14 protein-coding genes and 1 pseudogene are annotated in these 17022 nt (G+C 70.6%); 9 read left to right on the forward strand and 6 right to left on the reverse strand.

Translation table 11 applies throughout. The annotated features are described in order from the left end of the window. The 3 genes from ACWD3I_RS15910 (at nucleotide 1) to ACWD3I_RS15920 (ending at nucleotide 5271) form a co-directional block, all read left to right on the forward strand. The gene (locus tag ACWD3I_RS15910) at nucleotides 1-2397 is read left to right on the forward strand and encodes a xanthine dehydrogenase family protein molybdopterin-binding subunit (protein ID WP_365394494.1); all 2397 of its coding nucleotides are present in this window, start codon (nucleotides 1-3) and stop codon (nucleotides 2395-2397) included. 221 nt (nucleotides 2398-2618) lie between these two features. Beyond that, the gene (locus tag ACWD3I_RS15915; protein WP_365394495.1) at nucleotides 2619-4076 is read left to right on the forward strand and encodes an NCS2 family permease; all 1458 of its coding nucleotides are present in this window, start codon (nucleotides 2619-2621) and stop codon (nucleotides 4074-4076) included. A gap of 43 nt (nucleotides 4077-4119) precedes the next feature. Further along, complete coding sequence (locus ACWD3I_RS15920; protein ID WP_365394496.1) at nucleotides 4120-5271, forward strand: XdhC family protein; 1152 nt, start codon at nucleotides 4120-4122, stop codon at nucleotides 5269-5271. A gap of 208 nt (nucleotides 5272-5479) precedes the next feature. On the opposite strand, the gene ACWD3I_RS15925 is transcribed toward ACWD3I_RS15920, so the two are convergent. Then, nucleotides 5480-5920 carry an SRPBCC family protein gene (locus ACWD3I_RS15925; protein ID WP_365394497.1) on the reverse strand — a complete coding sequence of 147 codons (441 nt, stop codon included), beginning with the start codon at nucleotides 5918-5920 and terminating at the stop codon, nucleotides 5480-5482. 184 nt (nucleotides 5921-6104) lie between these two features. On the opposite strand from ACWD3I_RS15925, the gene ACWD3I_RS15930 reads away from it, so the two are divergent. Beyond that, nucleotides 6105-7118, forward strand: coding sequence for a DUF2278 family protein (locus tag ACWD3I_RS15930; protein WP_365394518.1), 1014 nt, complete (start codon nucleotides 6105-6107; stop codon nucleotides 7116-7118). A gap of 115 nt (nucleotides 7119-7233) precedes the next feature. Next, nucleotides 7234-8448, forward strand: coding sequence for a cytochrome P450 (locus tag ACWD3I_RS15935; RefSeq protein WP_365394498.1), 1215 nt, complete (start codon nucleotides 7234-7236; stop codon nucleotides 8446-8448). A gap of 15 nt (nucleotides 8449-8463) precedes the next feature. Here ACWD3I_RS15935 and ACWD3I_RS15940 read toward each other — a convergent pair whose 3' ends face one another. The 3 genes from ACWD3I_RS15940 to ACWD3I_RS15950 all read right to left on the reverse strand — a co-directional run bounded on the left by ACWD3I_RS15940 (nucleotide 8464) and on the right by ACWD3I_RS15950 (nucleotide 12293). After that, on the reverse strand, nucleotides 8464-9252 hold the full coding sequence (locus ACWD3I_RS15940; RefSeq protein ID WP_365394499.1) for a polysaccharide deacetylase family protein: 789 nt from the start codon (nucleotides 9250-9252) through the stop codon (nucleotides 8464-8466). Between the two features lie 66 nt (nucleotides 9253-9318). Beyond that, on the reverse strand, nucleotides 9319-10737 hold the full coding sequence (locus tag ACWD3I_RS15945; protein WP_365394519.1) for a family 43 glycosylhydrolase: 1419 nt from the start codon (nucleotides 10735-10737) through the stop codon (nucleotides 9319-9321). A gap of 56 nt (nucleotides 10738-10793) precedes the next feature. Next, on the reverse strand, nucleotides 10794-12293 hold the full coding sequence (locus ACWD3I_RS15950; protein ID WP_365394500.1) for a family 43 glycosylhydrolase: 1500 nt from the start codon (nucleotides 12291-12293) through the stop codon (nucleotides 10794-10796). 205 nt (nucleotides 12294-12498) lie between these two features. Here ACWD3I_RS15950 and ACWD3I_RS15955 point away from each other — a divergent pair, with 205 nt between their 5' ends. From ACWD3I_RS15955 to ACWD3I_RS15965, 3 genes and pseudogenes are all read left to right on the forward strand, one after another. Next, nucleotides 12499-12906, forward strand: a complete 408-nt coding sequence (locus tag ACWD3I_RS15955) for a (2Fe-2S) ferredoxin domain-containing protein (protein WP_365394501.1) — start codon at nucleotides 12499-12501, stop codon at nucleotides 12904-12906. A gap of 103 nt (nucleotides 12907-13009) precedes the next feature. Next, nucleotides 13010-13195 (forward strand): annotated as a pseudogene (locus tag ACWD3I_RS15960) (SAM-dependent methyltransferase); the annotation flags it as partial. 33 nt (nucleotides 13196-13228) lie between these two features. Continuing rightward, on the forward strand, nucleotides 13229-13924 hold the full coding sequence (locus tag ACWD3I_RS15965) for an alpha/beta fold hydrolase (RefSeq protein WP_365394502.1): 696 nt from the start codon (nucleotides 13229-13231) through the stop codon (nucleotides 13922-13924). 3 nt (nucleotides 13925-13927) lie between these two features. On the opposite strand, the gene ACWD3I_RS15970 is transcribed toward ACWD3I_RS15965, so the two are convergent. Both ACWD3I_RS15970 and ACWD3I_RS15975 read right to left on the reverse strand, forming a co-directional pair. Next, a complete protein-coding gene (locus tag ACWD3I_RS15970; RefSeq protein ID WP_365394503.1) occupies nucleotides 13928-15058 on the reverse strand; it encodes an FAD-dependent monooxygenase in 1131 nt (376 codons plus the stop codon). Between the two features lie 210 nt (nucleotides 15059-15268). Further along, nucleotides 15269-16165 (reverse strand): AraC family transcriptional regulator, encoded by an 897-nt coding sequence (locus ACWD3I_RS15975; RefSeq protein WP_365394504.1) that lies wholly within the window; start codon nucleotides 16163-16165, stop codon nucleotides 15269-15271. A 97-nt stretch (nucleotides 16166-16262) separates the two neighbouring features. Between ACWD3I_RS15975 and ACWD3I_RS15980 the strand changes: the two genes are divergently transcribed. Then, the gene (locus ACWD3I_RS15980; RefSeq protein WP_451084106.1) at nucleotides 16263-17021 is read left to right on the forward strand and encodes a nuclear transport factor 2 family protein; all 759 of its coding nucleotides are present in this window, start codon (nucleotides 16263-16265) and stop codon (nucleotides 17019-17021) included. Nucleotide 17022: the final 1 nt, after the last annotated feature.

The raw sequence follows: 17022 nt of genomic DNA on the forward strand, positions 1-17022 counted from the left end.
ATGCCTACGAAACCCACCAGCGGCGCGCCCACCAAGATCACCCAGGGTTCGCAGACCAAGGGCGGCATCGGTGAGTCCACGCTCCGCCCGGACGGCACCCTCAAGGTCACCGGCGAGTTCGCGTACTCGTCCGACATGTGGCACGAGGACATGCTCTGGGGCCAGATCCTGCGCTCCACCGTCGCGCACGCCGAGATCGTGTCCATCGACACGAGCGAGGCCCTCGCGATGGCGGGCGTCTACGCCGTCATGACGTACGACGACCTGCCGACGGACGTGCGCAACTACGGCCTGGAGATCCAGGACACCCCGGTCCTCGCGCACGGCAAGGTCCGCCACCACGGCGAGCCGGTCGCCATCGTCGCCGCCGACCACCCGGAGACCGCGCGCCGCGCGGCCGCCAAGATCAAGGTCGACTACCGCGAGCTGCCCGTCATCACCGACGAGGCCTCCGCGACCGCCCCGGACGCGATCCTCGTCCACGAGGGCCGCGACGACCACCACATCGGCCATGTCCCGCACCCGAACATCGTGCACCGCCAGCCGATCCTCCGCGGCGACGCCGCCGCGGCCGCCGAGCGGGCCGACTTCGTCGTCAAGGGCGAGTACACGTTCGGCATGCAGGACCAGGCCTTCCTCGGCCCCGAGTCGGGTCTCGCGGTGCCGGACGAGGACGGCGGCGTCCACCTCTACATCGCCACCCAGTGGCTGCACAGCGACCTCAAGCAGATCGCCCCGGTCCTCGGCCTGCCCGAGAGCAAGGTCCGGATGACGCTCTCCGGCGTCGGCGGCGCCTTCGGCGGCCGCGAGGACCTCTCGATGCAGATCCACGCCTGTCTGCTGGCGATGCGCACCGGCAAGCCGGTCAAGATCGTCTACAACCGCTTCGAGTCCTTCTTCGGACACGTCCACCGCCACCCGGCGAAGCTCTACTACGAGCACGGCGCCACCAAGGACGGCAAGCTCACCCACGTGAAGTGCCGCATCGTCCTGGACGGCGGCGCCTACGCCTCCGCCTCCCCGGCGGTCGTCGGCAACGCCTCCTCGCTGTCGATCGGCCCGTACGTGGTCGACGACGTCGACATCGAGGCCATCGCCCTCTACTCCAACAACCCGCCCTGCGGCGCCATGCGCGGCTTCGGCGCGGTCCAGGCGTGCTTCGCCTACGAGGCGCAGATGGACAAGCTGGCCGACGCGGTCGGCATGGACCGGGTGGAGTTCCGTCAGCTCAACGCCATGGAGCAGGGCACGATCATGCCGACCGGGCAGCCGGTCGACTCACCCGCCCCGGTCGCCGAACTCCTGCGCCGCGTCAAGGCGATGCCGATGCCGCCGGAGCAGCAGTGGCTCGCGGCCGGCGAGGCCGCCGACGTACGCCAGCTGCCGGGCGGCCTGTCCAACACCACGCACGGCGAAGGTGTCGTCCGCGGTGTCGGCTACGCGGTCGGCATCAAGAACGTCGGCTTCTCCGAGGGCTTCGACGACTACTCCACCGCCAAGGTGCGCATGGAGGTCATCGCCGGCGAGCCGGTCGCGACCGTGCACACCGCGATGGCGGAGGTCGGCCAGGGCGGTGTCACCGTCCACGCGCAGATCGCCCGCACCGAGCTGGGCGTCACGCAGGTGACCATCCACCCGGCCGACACACAGGTGGGCAGCGCCGGTTCGACGTCCGCGTCGCGTCAGACGTACGTCACCGGTGGCGCCGTGAAGAACTCCTGCGAGCTGGTCCGGGAGAAGGTCCTGGAGATCGGCCGCCGCAAGTTCGGCTCGTACCACCCCGCCTGGGCCACCGCCGAGCTGCTCCTGGAGGGCGGCAAGGTCGTCACCGACGGCGGCGAGGTCCTCGCGGACCTGGTCGACGTGCTGGAAGGCGAGAGCGTCGAGGTCGAGGCGGAGTGGCGGCACCGTCCGACCGAGGCCTTCGACCTGCGCACCGGACAGGGCTTCGGCCACGTCCAGTACTCCTTCGCCGCGCACCGCGCGGTCGTCGAGGTCGACACCGAACTCGGCCTGGTCAAGGTCATCGAGCTGGCCTGCGCCCAGGACGTCGGCAAGGCCCTCAACCCGCTGTCGGTCGTCGGCCAGATCCAGGGCGGCACGCTCCAGGGCATGGGTATCGCCGTCATGGAGGAGATCGTCGTCGACCCCAAGACCGCGAAGGTCAGGAACCCCTCCTTCACGGACTACCTCCTCCCCACCATCCTCGACACGCCGACCATCCCCGTCGACGTGCTCGAACTCGCCGACGACCACGCCCCCTACGGGCTCCGTGGTGTCGGCGAGGCCCCCACCCTGTCGTCCACCCCGGCCGTCCTCGCGGCGATCCGGAACGCGACCGGGCTGGAGCTCGACCGCACGCCGGTACGTCCCGAACACCTCACGGGAACGGCGTAGCAAAGCTCTCCGGGCGGCGCGCGGGAACGTCACACTTCACCGCGCCGCCCGGAGCACCAGGTCCCGCACCGCTCGCGGCGCCTGAAGCATGTCCCAGTACCAGATCTGATCGTTCGTCTCGGGCCGTCCCCCGGGTCGTGCGGCCGAAGCACCTTCCCAAATCCCGTAGCCGCAGCAGCGGTTGGTACGGGTGCCCCTGTGAACCTTGGGAGTAGGCCCACATGACCCAGCAGTCACTGGAGCCGAAGACCGTTGCCGACGACGCGGGAGAAGGCACCCGCGTCCCGGCCGGACGGTCCTGGCTCGACCGGTACTTTCACATATCCAAGCGGGGATCCACGGTCGCGCGCGAGGTGCGCGGCGGTACGACCACCTTCATGGCGATGGCGTACATCCTGCTGCTCAACCCCCTGATCCTGTCCGGAAAGGACGCGGCGGGGGACACGCTCGCCCAGAAGGCCCTCATCACCGCGACCGCGTTCGCGGCGGCCTTCTCCACGCTGCTGATGGGCTTCTTCGGCAAGGTGCCGCTCGCCCTCGCCGCCGGCCTCTCCGTCTCCGGCGTCCTGGCCTCCCAGGTCGCCCCCGCGATGACCTGGCCGCAGGCCATGGGCATGTGCGTGATGTACGGCGTGGTCATCATGCTGCTGGTCGTCACCGGCCTCCGCGAGATGATCATGAACGCGATCCCGCTGGCCCTCAAGCACGCGATCACCATGGGCATCGGCCTCTTCGTCGCCCTGATCGGCTTCTACAAGGCCGGCTTCGTGCACCAGGGCGAGGCGACCCCGGTGACGCTCGGCCCGGCGGGTGAACTCGCGGGCTGGCCGGTGCTGTTGTTCGCGGTGACCCTGCTCGCGATCTTCATGCTCCAGGCGCGCGGTGTCCCCGGCGCGATCCTGCTCGGCATCGTCGGCGGCACGGTCCTGGCCGTGGTGCTCAACGCCCTCGACGTCATCGACCCCAAGCAGTGGGCGAGCGGTGCTCCCGAACTCCACGGCAGTGCGGTCTCGATGCCGGACTTCTCGATCTTCGGCAACGTCGAGTTCGGCGGCTGGGGCGAGGTCGGCGCGATGACGGTCGGCATGATCGTCTTCACGCTCGTCCTGGCCGGCTTCTTCGACGCGATGGCCACCATCATCGGTGTCGGCACGGAGGCCGAGCTGGCCGACGAGCAGGGCCGGATGCCGGGTCTGTCGAAGGCCCTCTTCATCGACGGCGCCGGCGGCGCGATCGGCGGCGTCGCGGGCGCCTCGGGCCAGACGGTGTTCGTGGAGTCGGCGACGGGCGTGGGCGAGGGAGCCCGCACGGGCCTGTCCTCGGTCGTCACCGGCCTGTTCTTCGCGGCCTGTCTGTTCTTCACCCCGCTGACGGCGATCGTGCCGGGCGAGGTCGCGGCGGCGGCCCTGGTGGTCATCGGCGCGATGATGATGATGAACGCGCGGCACGTCGACTGGGCGGACCGCGCGACGGCGATCCCGGTCTTCCTGACCGTCGTCATCATGCCGTTCACGTACTCGATCACGGCGGGCGTCGCCGCGGGCGTCATCTCGTACGTCGCGATCAAGGTCGCCCAGGGCAAGGCGCGGGAGATCGGGGCCTTCATGTGGGCCCTGACAGTGATCTTCTTCGTCTATTTCGCCCTCAGTCCCATTGAGAGCTGGATGGGCGTGCACTAGCCGCCCTGTTCCATACGACCGCTGTTGTGAAGGAGACCGAGAGATGCTGGACATCGCCGAAGAGCTGCACCGGTGGGTCGAGCAGGGACGCGACTTCGCCGTGGCCACCGTGGTGGCCGTCGGCGGCAGCGCCCCTCGCCGGCCCGGCGCCGCCCTCGCGGTCGACACCGACGGCACGGCGATCGGCTCGGTCTCCGGCGGTTGTGTGGAGGGCGCGGTGTACGAGCTGTGCCAACAGGCGCTTCAGGACGGCGAGACGGTCCTGGAGCGCTTCGGCTACAGCGACGACGACGCCTTCGCGGTCGGTCTGACCTGCGGCGGCGTCATCGACATCCTGGTCACGCCGGTACGGGCGGGGGACCCTGTCCGTCCGGTGGTCACGGCGGCTCTGGCCGCGGCCTCGTCGGGCGAGGCGGCGGCGACGGCCCGGATCGTGTCGGGCCCGCAGGACCTGATGGGCCGCGTGCTGCTGGTCCGCCCGGACGGTTCGTACGACGGTGGCTACGGCGGCCACCCGGAGCTGGACCGCACGGTGGCGGCCGAGGCCGGCGCCTTCCTGGACGCCGGCCGCACGGGCACCCTGGAGATCGGCGAACAGGGCTCCCGCTGCGGGGCCCCGCTGACGGTCCTGGTCGAGTCCTCGGTCCCGGCGCCCCGGATGATCGTCTTCGGCGCGATCGACTTCGCGTCGGCGCTGGTGCGGGTGGGCAAGTTCCTGGGGTACCACGTCACGGTGTGCGACGCGCGCCCCGTGTTCGCGACGGCGGCCCGCTTCCCGGACGCGGACGAGATCGTCGTCGAGTGGCCCCACAAGTACCTGAAGCGCACGGAGGTCGACGCCCGCACGGTCCTGTGCGTCCTCACCCACGACGCGAAGTTCGACATACCGCTGCTGCAACTGGCCCTCCGTCTGCCGGTCGCGTACGTCGGCGCGATGGGCTCCCGCCGCACTCACCTGGACCGCAACGAACGCCTCCGCGAAGTCGGCGTGACCGAACTGGAGTTGGCCCGGCTGCGGTCCCCCATCGGACTGGACCTGGGCGCCCGCACACCGGAGGAGACGGCCCTGTCGATCGGGGCGGAGATCGTCGCCAACCGGCGTGGGGGGAGCGGGGTTTCGCTGACGGGGGCGCATACGCCCATCCACCATGACGCGACTTCGGTGGGGGTGGGGCGGATCGGGTCGGTGGCCTGAGCGCCGGTGGCGGGAGCCGAGGCCTTCTTCGCCCCCGCTCCTCAAACGCCGGAGGGGCTGAATTCGCTGACGCCGGTCCGTACAACTCAGCCGGTCCGGCGTTTGAGGACGAGGCCCGTTCAGAGCCTGAGCGGGGGTCTGGAGGCGCAGCCCCCAAAGAGGGGACGGGTAGGGGCGGCGGGGGCGAAAACCGCCTGGGGAGCTCCCGTCAGCCCCGCCGCAACAGCCGGTTCACCGCCCGACCGAACACATACCCGGCCACCCGCCGCACCACCGGATCCACCACCCCGGGCAGAAACCGGAACCCCAGCTCCTCCCGCCACACCACCCGACTGCGCCCGCCCGGCCCGGGGCCGACCTCGATCTCGGCCCAGCCGGTCACCACACGACCCCGTTTCTCCAGTCGGCACAGTCCGGCCGCGCCGGATACCGGCGGCCGCCACTCCGTGACCTCCATGCGGTCGTCGAAGGTGAGCGGACCGACCCCCGTGCGGGCCACGAAGACCGTGCCCGCACCCGTCGGTCCCGCGGTCTCCACCGTGACGCGGGTCAGCGGGACCACTTCGCCATGGCGGGGCCACTGCGTGAGGCGGCGCCAGGCCTCGTCGGGGGGAAGCGGTGCCGTGCGTTCGAGGAGGAAGGTGACCACGCGACGATCTTAGGGAATCCGGCCAGCTCAGCGCCGTATTCATATCCGGCTCACATACTTGGCCCCCTCGGCGGTCGTCGGACGGGCGTACACCGGGTGAACCCGCTCCGCGCCATGGCCCGCAACCCCTACGATTCCGACCATGGGTGGGCATTCCGCCCGCCTCCAGGGGGAGTTGGTCACCATGCCACTGAAGGCCTACGGCGTACTGATCACACGGGCGGTCGACACCCGGCGCGAAGGCGCCGACGACACCCCGCACTACCAGATCCATCTGACCGACGATCAGGACGTCCACTACCGCGCCGCCGTCAACGTGCTGTCCCAGGAGCGGCCCTCGGAGCTGCTCTACCTCGTCGACGAGGACTTCCGGCACCCGGTCACGGGCCGGCTCGCGGGACTCGGCAGTGGGTGGAACGCCCTGCCGCCCGGCCCCGGCGGCCCCAACCTCGACTTCGTGCGCGGCAACCTCTTCGACCCGGCGAAGATGCGCACCCTGCCCCCGGACGCCCCCGGCACCGACGACGACCTGGCCGACATCCTCGATCACTACGTACGGCGTGCCGTCGCCGATCCGGACGCCCGGCTCTACGTCTTCGGCGAGCGCTTCGGGCCCGAACCCCGCGTCAAGGACAAGGTGTTCGGCTTCCTGCCCGGCAACGGCATACACGACATCCACATGAACCAGGGCAACAGCCGGAAGTTCCGTGGCGACGACGGTGTCTGGCAGGACGGCGGGATCCTCATCCACTTCCCCGGCCAGGACCGCTGGGTGGGGATCTTCCTCGCCTTCCAGAGCCAGTCCTGGCACACGGACGACGTCACCGGCCACGCCCTGGAGGACGTCGAGGGCAACCGGCCCGAGCCGGACAGCCTGCCCGTCCGGATCGTCGCGGCGCTCGTCAACCCGCGCGGCCCCGCGCCCGAGGCGGAGACGGTCACCCTGCTCAACGCCTCGCCCGACCCCGTCGACCTCACCGGCTGGCGCATCGGGGACCGGCTGGGCCAGAAGTCCCCGGTGTCGGGCGGTCCGCTCGCCCCCGGCAGCTGTCTCGTCGTCCCGCTCGGCGTGAACGGCGCCCGACTCGGCAACCACGGCGGCGAGATCACCCTCCTCGACGCCAAGGGGCTCAAGGCGCACGGCGTTTCGTACACCGAGGAGCAGGCGGCACGGGAGGGTTGGTCCGTCGTCTTCTGACCGGGTGAACGGGGCGACAGGCATGGCCCGATGGCGTCATGACGTCTATCGCATCCGTACACCTGTACGGCAACATGAGCGCGACCCCGCACCACCAGTGGCCGGAGGGCGTCCCGTGGACCGTGAACTGCCGGGCAGACGCGACGAGTTGCAGCGCGACCCCTATCCGCACTACGCGCGGGCGCGGCACGCCGACGGACTGGCGTACCTCGACGAGCTGGACGCCTGGCTGGTCGCCCGGGACGCCGATGTGCGAGAAGTCCTCCGCCGGCCCGAGGACTTCTCGTCGGCCAACGCGCTCGTCCCGGACGTGCTGCCCTCACCCGCCGCGCTCGCCGTCCTCGGCGGCGGCTTCGGCGGGCGGCCCGTCGTCGTCACCTCCGACGGCGCCCGGCATCAGGAGCTGCGCGCGCCGATCGTCCGCGGGCTCTCGCCGGCGCGGGTCGCCGCCGTCCTGCCGTACGCCGCCGGGCGCGCCGCCGACCTGGTCGAGGGGTTCGCCAAGGACGGCGAGGTCGAGCTGATGTCGGCGTACGCCGGAAAGCTTCCCGGCGACGTCATCGGCCGCGTCGTCGGCCTCGATCCCGAGGACGTGCCCGGCGTCGTGCACGGCGGCCATCGCGCCGAAGAGCTGCTGTTCCGTCCGCTGGAGGAGGCCGAGCAGGTCGCGGCCGCCGAGGACGTCGTCGCGATGCAGCACACGCTGGACCGGTATGTGCGGGAACGGCACGCCGAGCCCCGCGAGGACCTGTGCACGGAGCTCGTCGGCTCCGTCGCCGAACCCGGTGACCTCACCCTGGAGCACCGGCACGAACTCGTCGCCCACCTTCAGAACCTGCTGATCGCCGGGCATCTCACCACCACCGCGCTCATCGGGACGACGGTCCTGCACCTGCTGCGGCACCGGGCGCAGTGGGAGCTGCTGTGCGCCGAGCCCGAGCGGATTCCGGCGGCCGTCGAGGAGGCCGCCCGCTACGACAGCGCCCTGCAGGGGTTCCGCCGGGTCACCACCGGCCCCGTCACGGTCGCCGGTACCGAACTGCCGCCCGGGGCGACGGTGTTCGTGGCCTTCGGCGGCGCCAACCGGGACGCCGCCCGCCATCCGCGCGCCGACGAGTTCGACATCACCCGTGCTCCGGGCCGCCATGTCGCCTTCGGGTTCGGTGTGCACGGCTGCCCCGGCTCCCAGCTCGCCCGCGAGCAACTCCGGCTCACTCTGGAGGAGCTGACGAGGCGCCTGCCCGGGCTGCGGCTGGCGGACGACCAGCCGGTCGAGATGCGGCCCACGATGATCCACCGCTCCCCGTACCGTCTGCGGCTCGCCTGGTGAAAGCCCCGAAGGGCCTCAGCGGTACACCTTCCCGGGCTCGGCCTTCCCGGGGGCCAGCAACTGCGGCACGGTCACGAACACATAGCCCCGCGCCTTCAGCGCGTCGATGATCCCGGGCACCGCCGGCACGGTGCCGTCGTACAGGTCGTGGAGCAGGACGATCCCGTCGCGGGACACCTGGTCGAGCACGCGCTTCTGGATCAGCGCGGAGTCGTTCGTCGTGTAGTCCTTGGCGGTCACGCTCCACAGCACCTCCGCCATGCCCAGCTCACGGCAGATGCCGTGGACGGTGTCGTTCGTCCGGCCCTGCGGCGGGCGCATCAGTGTCGGTCTCCGCCCGGTGAGCCGCTCTATCTCCTTGTTGGGGCGCTCCAGCTCCTCGCGTATCTCCTCGGGCTTCAACTTCGTCAGGATCTTGTGGTCCCAGGTGTGGCTGGCGATCTCGTGGCCCTCGTCGGCCATGCGTCTGACGAGGTCCGGGTACTTCTCGATGTGCCGTTTGCCGAGCAGGAAGAAGGTCGCCGGGACCTGTTTCTCCTCGAGGATGTCGAGCAGCCGGGCGGAGTGCTCGCTGGGCCCGGCGTCGAAGGTGAGCGCCACGCACTTGGCCTCGCGGCAGTCGACGGTCCCGAACCGGGCCACCTGTGTGGTGGTCGCGGCCTGGTTCCGGGCCGCGCTGGGCGCGGTCGTGTCGAGCGATCCGCAGCCGGTCAGCGACAGCGCCAAGGACGCTGCCGCCGCCGACATCAGCGCAGCTCGGAACCTGTTCCCCGTTTTGTTCATCTTGTTGGTCGCAGAAGGCATGCCGGGACTATACACAGCGATTATACATGCAGTGCATAGTCTATTCGATCATGCCTTCAGGACCGTCTACTGGGCGTAGAACGTGGCGTCCGCCCGGTCCGTGGAGGTGCTCAGTGCCTGCACGTTCAGCAGGTAGTTGTAGTGCCGCACGTACCGCCCGGCGTAGTTGTACGACTCGTAGGAGATCCCCGCCGAGTCGGCCAGCCCGGCCCGCTGGTAGAAGCTGGCGTCCGAGGCGAAGGCCGACGTGCCGTCGTTCTTCTCCAGCCACATCTCGAAGTTCTTGTGCCGCAGGAAGTACCCGGGGAAGTTGGCCGACTCCAGGGAGACCGTGCCGGTGCCGGCGAGGCCGGTGACGCTCCGGAACTGCGAGTCGGCGAGCGGCGAGACGTTCGCCTCGATACGGGCCCGGTACTCCCAGTGCCGGACGAAGCGGTCCGCGAAGTTGTACGACGACAAGCGCTGCGGGGTGACCCCGTCGGCGACCGGGATGCCGAAGTCGGGGGTGCCGTCGGCCTTCCAGTACACCTTCTGTACCCGGGTGCGGCGGTTCGGGTCGTTCAGCGGGTCACCGCTGATGTCCTTGTAGCTGCGGTCGTGGTAGACCAGGATGTCCGACTTGCCGTCCTCGGAGACGGTGAAGGAGTTGTGGCCCGGACCGTACTGCGAGGTCGCCGCGCTCGATTGGAAGACCGGCGACGAACTCTTCGTCCAGGAGGCCGGGTTGGTGAGATCGGCCGTCGCCGACGCCGTCAGCATCCCCAGGCAGTAGTTGGCGTCGGTGGCGCTCGCCGAGTACGTCATGAAGACCTTGGAGCCGTGCTGGATCAGCGCCGGCCCCTCGTTGACCTTGTACCCCACCGTCTCCCACGACAGCGTCGGCTGCGAGAGCTCCGCCGGAGTCCCGCTGATCGTCCAGGGGTTGGACAGCTTCGCCATGAACAGGCTGGTGTTGTTGTCCTCCGACGGGTTGCGCTGCGCCCACGCCAGATAGCGCACACCGTTCACGACGAAGGTCGTCGCGTCCAGCGAGAAGCTCTCCCAGGTGGTCTTGATCTGGCCCTTCTCGGCCCAGGTCGCGGTGAGCGGATTGGCGCCGGTGCCCTCCAGGACGTACATCCGGATCGCCCACACATCACTGGTGGACCCGGCGGCGAAGTACACGTACCACTTGCCGTCGATGAAGTGGATCTCCGGCGCCCAGATGTGCGCGCCCATCACCCCGCTGCTGTGCTTGGTCCAGATGGTGACCTCGGAGGCCGTCGACAGCCCCTGGATGGTGGTCGCCCGGCGCAGCACGATGCGGTCGTACTCGGGGACCGTCGCGGTGAAGTAGTAGTAGCCGTCGGTGTGTTTGAAGATGTGCGGGTCGGCCCGCTTCTCCGCGATCGGGTTGGTGTAGGTCACGGCGGGGGAGTCGGGCACGGCGGCCTGGGCGGGGGAGGAGCCCGGGCCGACGAGGCAGGCGGCGAGTGCCACCAGCATCGCCAGAAGCAGACGAACGGCGTTGTTTCTCAAGGGAGTTCTCCAGAACCGCGGGATCAGGTGGTGGGGACGAGGCGCCACTGCTGGCAGGTGTTGTTCAGCCAGGTCCACTGGCGTACGTCGGCGCCGTTCGCGGCGGAGCAGTCGGCCACGTCGGCGACCTTGCCGGTGGACTCGTTGACGATCCGGACGTGGTCGCCGGTGGCGGTGAACACGAGCCGGAAGCGCTGGCACTTGTTGTTCAGCCACGACCACTGCCGGATGTCCGCGCCGTCCGCACCCGAGCAGTCGGCGACATCGGCGATCTTGCCGGTGGCCACGTTGACCAGCCGGTTGGTGTCGTCGCCCAGGTCCTCGAGCTTCCACTTCTGGTTGGTCCCGCCGTTGCAGGTCCACTGGAAGATGTTGGTCCCGTCGGCGGTGGCGCCGCCGTTCACGTCCAGACACTTGCCGCTGTTGCGGTTCACGAGGGTGTACGACGTCGGGGTCGCCGCGGTCTCCCCGGAAGGGCCGGGCAGGGTGGTGCCGAGGGCGACCGGGGTGCCGAAGTTCGGGGTGCCGTCGGCGTTCCAGGTGAACTTCTGGGCGCGGGTGGTCCGTCCGTTGCCGCAGCCGCCGTTCGAGGACGAGTTGGCGTGGTAGACGATCCAGTTCTCGGTGCCGTCGGGCGAGGTGAAGAAGCCGTTGTGGCCGGGCCCGTACACGCCGCCTGTGTCACTGCGCTGGAAGACCGGCGTCTGCTTCTTGGTCCAGGAGGCGGGGCTGAGCGGGTCGGAGCCCGTCAGCTCCAGCTGGCCGAGCTTGTAGTCGGCGGTCTGGCAGGAACTCGCGGAGTACGTCAGGAAGGTGCGGCCGTTGCGGTACAGCGGCTCCGGCCCCTCGTTGACGGGGCTGCCGGACCGCTCCCAGTCCAGGGTCGGGCTGGAGATGACGGTGAAGGTGTTGCTGGCGAGGGTGTACGGGTTGCTCATCGGCGCGATGACGAGGCTCTGTGTACTGCCGTTGATGAACCCGCTGCCGACCAGATACAGCTTGTCGTCGGCCTTGAGCACGCTCGCGTCGATCAGCCAGCCGCCCGGCGTGAGATTGGAGCCGGTCAGCGACCCCTTGTAGGTGTACGTCCCCATCGGGTCGGTGCCGGAACTCTCCAGCACATGCGTGCGCTGCGAGTCGCAGCAGGCGACACCGCTCTGGCCGGCCGAGTAGTACAGGTACCAGTGGCCGTCGAGGAAATGCAGCTCCGGCGCCCAGATGTTGGTGTTGCGCGTCGACGTGGTGTCCGACCACACCTGCACATTGGGCGCGGTGGCCAGGCCCGCCAGCGTCGGCGACTTCCGGATGCCGAGGATGCCGGTGAACGTCGTGGTGACCAGGTAGTAGTTGCCGTCGTAGTACTCCAGCCAGGGATCGGCGCCCTTGGACGACTTCAGCGGATTGGTGTACGGGCGACCGTCCGCCGCCGACGCCGGCTGGGTCGCCGACACCAGTGCGAGCAGGAGGGTCAGCACGCAGAGCAGCAGAGGTCTGCGGCGTTTCCCGAGGCGAGTCCGAACCATACGAGACCGTCCCTGTCCGTAATTTCGAACGTAGTTCGTTATGTCGGTCAGAAGATAGGAGTGGGGCATTCCCCCGTCAACGCTTTCGTCACAGGAGCCTTCTGCGGTCCCCGAGATCGCCCGGGCGGAGTTGCGGGGCGGGCGGCGGTGTGTGCATCTTGATCGCCGACGGTGTCGCGTGGGCGCCGGCGGGGGAGGGACAGAGTTGAGTCCGGTCGTGTTCGGGGCCGCGGCCTCACGGCCCTGCACGCTCGTCGTGTGCCGGGGCTGCTGCTGCGGCAGCGCGAGCAAGTATCCCGACGTCGACCATGAGTGGCAGCTCGACCGGTTGAAGGCCGCCGCCGCGGAGTCCGGCGGCCGTCTCGCCGTCCGTACGACCGACTGCCTCGGCCCGTGCGACCAGGCGAACGTCCTCGTGGTCCAGCCCTCGGGAGAGGGGCGCCGCCGCGGTGGCCGCGCCACCTGGGTCGGCTGGTCCGGCGACGACGACTGCACGGACGACGTCCTGACCTGGGCCGCGGCAGGCGGGCCGGGCCTGGCGGAGCCCCCGGCCACGCTCACGCTCCAGTTCATACGGCCACCCCGCCCCGAAGTCCGACGAGCCCGCCGCTGACCTCGCCCCGGCAGAGCGGTTCGCGGGCCCGCGGGTGCTTCCGAACTCCGCGCTCAGGGCGCCGGGTTCACCTCGTCCGGCGGCTCCAGGACCGGGTTGGCCGAGCGTCGTCGACGGGCGCCGGACGTACCACGAGATCCCCTTCCGCCACGTCTGGCCCGCCGAACTCGACCTCATGGCACAGCTCGCCGGACTGCGGCTGCGCGAACGCTGGGAGGGGTGGACGAGGGACCCGTTCAGCAGTGACAGCGCCGGCCATGTTTCCGTATGGGAGAAACCCGCGGACTGACCGCGGCGAACCCACCGGAACGAAAGGCCCGACGTGCGACTCCACACCCGTGAATGGGGCACCGGCGACAGAACCGCCCTGCTCGTGCACGGCATCATGTCCGACTCCCGCACCTGGCGGCGCGTCGGCCCGGCGCTCGCCGGACACGGCTACCGGGTCATCGCGGTCGACCTGCGCGGCCACGGCCTCTCGCCGCGCGGCGAGTACAGCCCGCGGCACTTCGCCGACGACCTCGTCGACACGCTGCCGACGGGCGCCGACCTGGCCGTCGGGCACTCCCTCGGCGGGCTGAGCCTCTCCCTGGCCGTGGAGCGGCTACGCCCTCTGCGGGCGGTCTACTCGGATCCGGCCTGGTCGACCCGGAACCCCGAACAGCCCCTGGATCCCGAGGCGTTCGCATCCGCCAAGAACCTCACCCGCGAGCACATAGCGCGGTTCAACCCGCACTGGGCGGCCGAGGACGTCGAGGTGGAGGCGGCCACGCTGGCGGACTGGGACGCGGACACCTCGTACTTCCTCGACGGCCGCCCGCTCACCGGCTTCGTCCCCGACCTCCCGGCCGTGCCCTCCCTGGTCCAGCTCGCCGACCCCAGCCACCTGGTTGCCGACGACGACGTGGTGCGGCTGCGGGCGAGCGGTTTCGAGGTCCGTACGGTGCCCGGCGCGGGGCACACCATCCACCGCGACGACTTCGACGGGTTCATGAAGTCCCTCGACGGCTGGATCTGACGGTCACACGGACACCGCGGTGTCCCAGTCGAGGAGCCGGGGGAGGTCCTCCTCCCGGGGCCGGGGGACGGTACTGCCCCGGCCCCCGCGGGACAGGCTCCCGCTGACGACCGTGTTGTGCTCCACGCGCGGGCGGCGCAGCGCCTCGTACAGGGCGAGCCCGCTGCCGGTGTCCGGGGTGTCGCGCAGGGACTTGGCGAGCACGACGGCGTCCTCCAGCGCCATCGAGGCGCCCTGTCCGGTCGCGGGGGAGGCCGCGTGGGCCGCGTCGCCGACGAGGAGGGTGCGCGCGGAGCGCCAGGGGGTGCCCGGGGGTATCTCGGTGGCATTGGTGACGAGCACATCGCCCGTGCCGGTGGTGGCCGCCACGATGTCCGCGGCGGGGCCGGTGTCCTGGCGCAGCAGCGACACCAGCGGGTCACGCCATCCGCCGCGTGTCAGCTCCTCTGCGGTCAGCGGGTCGTCGGTCACGCGGGCGAACCAGTACGTCTCCCCCTCGGGCGACACCGTGTACCCGAAGGCGGCTTCGCTGCACCGCACCATGGTGAACTGCTCGCTCTCGCCCGGCGGTCGGGCGTCGCGCGTGTAGCCGTAGAAGACGCGCTGGGCCGCGTAGACGGGGCGCGCGTCGGGCGCTACGGCCTTCCGGACGGTGGAGTTGAGGCCGTCGGCGCCGATGAGGAGGTCGCCCGTCGCGCTGCTGCCGTCGGTGAAGCGGGCGGTGACACGGTCGGGACCCTCTTCGACGGAGGCGAGCCGTGCGCCGTGCCGGACGGGGACGCCCCGGCGGGAAGCCTCCTTCTGCAGCGCCGAGTTGAGGTCGCCGCGACGCAGGCAGCGGAACCGCAGGAGCGGGTCGTCCGCCTCGCCGAGCGGGCCCTGGGCCACCTCGGCGCCCGTCGCGTCGAGCAGCCGCATCGAGCGCAACGGGAAGCCGATCGCGGTGACCGCGTCGGTGGCGTCGATCTGCGCGAGCGCCCGCATGCCGTTGCCTGCCAGGGTGAGGAACGCGCCCAGATCCTCCGCCGAGTCGGGATGCGCCTCGTGCACTTCGACGTCGAAGCCCGCCTTGTGCAGGGCGAGCGCCGTCGCCGTACCGCCTGTTCCACCGCCGATGACCAGGATGCGCGCCATGCCACGACCGTACACGCCGAGGTCAACTGAGCTTCTGAGGAGGGGTGTTGAGCGCGCGCGTGCTCGGTCCGCGGGTGCCGGGACCTGCTGAACGGTCCGGTGGAGGGCGCGCTGGAGGGCGTGCCGATGTCCGGCGGGAGCTCGCCGGTCAGCACGGCAGGGGGACCGGCCGGGCCGGCCGAGGGGGTGCGGTGCGTCGGCCCGGAGGTCTCAGGTCTGCGCGTCGCGGAATGTGCCCGGTGTCTGCCCGCTCGCGCGCGTGAAGAACTTGCTGAAGTTGGTCGGCTCGGTGAAGCCCAGGCGGTTGCTGATCGCGGCGACGGGCAGGTCGGTGTGGGCCAGCAGCCGCTTGGCCTCCAGGGCGACCCGGGCCTCGATCAGCTGCTTGGCCGTGTGCCCCGTGGCCCGCTGACAGGCCCGGTTGAGGGTCTTGAGGGAGTAGCCGAGCCGGGCCGCGTAGTCCTGGGCCCGGCGCACGACGGCGAAGGAGCGCTCCAGCTCGTGCTGGAAGAGGCGGTACGGCTCCGCCGCGGCCGGGATCGGCGGGCTGCCGTCGGGAGCGGGGAGGCGGGCGATACGCAGCAGGACCCCGGCCAGCAGCTGACGCAGGAGCTCCTTGGTGAGCTCCGGATCCTGGTCCGGCAGGGCGGCGTACTCGTCCGCGAGGTCGGTCAGCGCGCGACGGAAGCGGTCGAGGTCGTCCGGGCCGAGCTGCCAGCAGGGCGGGCCGAAGGGGTCGTCGGTCACCCGGACGGTCGCGGGGAGCCGGGGCGGGAAGTCCGGGGTGAACAGGACGATCGTGGCCGCCAGGTCCGCGGGGCCGCCATCGGGCCCCGTGGGCAGGCGCTGCACCTGCCCGGGACGGACGTGCAGCAGCGTGCCCGGCCGGCAGGGGCGGTCCACGAAGTCGACCATGTGGGTGCCGGTGCCGCGGTGGACCAGGGCGAGATGGTGGAAGTCCAGACGGTGCACCCGCCGGTACTCCTCGCCGGGCAGGCGCTCTCCGAGCTCCGCGAAAGTGAGGACCTCCAGGCGCAGACCTGGACGAGTGGGGTTGCGATATCCCCGCTCGATCACCGGAGGCTGTCCGATTTCGACCATAGTCATGCCTGACTCTACCGTGCGCCGAGGCCGGTCCGCGGAGAGAGTTGATGGCAGACCGGTGGACACGGTGCCACCGGAAAGCACTGATCGGAGACCTGTGATGGGCAGCAAGGACATCGTCGTCAAGGCAGCCGGAGAGCTGTTCGGGGACAAGGACCCGGGCGCCGTGAACCGCTGGGTGGCCGCTGACTACCGTCAGCACAGCAGCCTCGCCGCGGACGGCCCGGAGGCGCTGCGCGAGCTGGTGGCCGCTCTGCCCGACGGCTTCCGCTACGAGGGCGCCCGGGTCATCGCCGACGGCGACCTGGTCGCGTTGCACGGCACGTACCACGGCTTCGGCCCCGATCCGCTGGTCGCCTTCGACCTGTTCCGCGTGGACGCGGACGGCAAGCTGGCCGAGCACTGGGACGCCCTGACGCCGGTCGTCACGGACACCGCGTCGGGCCGCACCCAGACCGACGGCGCCGCCGGACCGGCCGACCTGGACCGGACCGAGGCCAACCGCGCGCTGGTGACGGAGTTCGCCGAGAAGGTCCTCGTGGGCGCGGACTACTCCGTCCTGACCGACTACATCTCCACCGAGACCTACCTCCAGCACAACCCCGAGGCCGCCGACGGGCTGGACGGCTTCGGCGCCGCCGCCGCGCAGTGGGCCGAGCAGGGCAAGAACCTCCTCTACAAGAACGTCCACAAGGTCGTCGCCGAGGGCGACCTCGTCCTGCTCCAGTCCGAAGGCGAGTTCGGGGTGCCGGTCGCCTACTGGGACCTGTTCCGCGTGGCCGACGGGAAGATCGTCGAGCACTGGGACGTCATCGCCCCGGTCCCGGCCGAACTCCCGCACTCCAACGGCCTGTTCTGAG

The organism is Streptomyces sp. NPDC002817 (genome assembly GCF_053592055.1).